This is a genomic window from Mesorhizobium sp. CA5 (genome assembly GCF_020165105.1).
In the GTDB taxonomy this organism is placed as follows: domain Bacteria; phylum Pseudomonadota; class Alphaproteobacteria; order Rhizobiales; family Rhizobiaceae; genus Mesorhizobium.
In genome coordinates this window covers 1-1016 of the sequence record NZ_JAIUHJ010000048.1, presented here as the reverse complement: position 1 = coordinate 1016, position 1016 = coordinate 1, and the positions used below count along the sequence as shown (strand labels likewise).

1 protein-coding gene is annotated in these 1016 nt (G+C 62.1%); it reads right to left on the bottom strand.

From position 1 onward, the window contains the following. A partial coding sequence (locus LB529_RS28925; RefSeq protein ID WP_318012588.1) for an amylo-alpha-1,6-glucosidase occupies positions 1 to 1016 on the bottom strand: 1016 nt, incomplete at both ends.

Genomic DNA, 1016 nt, shown 5'->3' with positions numbered 1-1016 from the left:
AGGTCGACCTTCGCCTCGCCCACGGTTAAGTGCCGGATGACGATGTTGTCGATGCCTATCGGCAACCGTGGGCGTTCGACATTGATCTCGCGCTTCCAACCATCGATGCGGATCCCCAGGCAGGCCTGCAGCATCATGAACGCGGAACCGGCCGACCATGCCTGCGGCAGACAGGCGACGGGATAGGCGATCGGCGCATCCCCGATCGCCCGCGTAAAGCCGCAGAATAGCTCCGGAAGCCGCATATTGAACCGGACCGCCGCCTCGAACATGCTGCTCATAAGCTTCACGACGCTGGTGCGCTCCTGGTAGCGGGCTAGCCCGGCGGCACAGATCGCCGTGTCATGCGGCCAGATCGAGCCGTTATGATAAGACATCGGATTGAACGGAATCTCATCGTCGGCCAAGGTGCGAACGCCCCAACCGCTGTGCAGATGCCCCGACAGCAACTGCTCGGCAATTGATTTCGCCCGTTCTGCCGAGGGCAGCCCTACATAGAGCAGGTGACCCGCGTTGGAGGCGCGCACCGCGCATTGCCTGCCTTCTCCATCGATTGCCAAAGCGTAGAAATTGCGGTCCGGCATCCAGAACCGGGCCTCCACTGCGCTGCGTATTTTTTCTGCCATGGCGCTCCAGTGCGCCGCCTTGGCGGCGTCTCCGCGTTTGGCTGCCAAGGCGGCCATGCCTTGATAGGCTGCGAAGACGTAGCCTTGCACCTCGACCAGTGCGATCGGACCGCGAGGTATTTTGCCGTCGGCATGGAAGATAGCGTCGGCGCTGTCCTTCCAGCCCTGGTTGAAGAGACCCGTGTCCGCCGCCCTATTATAGGTCACGAAACCGTCGCTGTTGCGGGCACCGACTTCCTCCATCCACCCGATTGCTGCGCACAGCGAATCCCACATGCGATCGACGAACTCGTCATCGCCCGTACGATCGGCGTAGGACCAAGCCAGGTAGACATAGAGCGGAGTGGTGTCGACGCCGCCATAATAGCGGCCGAACGGCAGCTCGCGCAG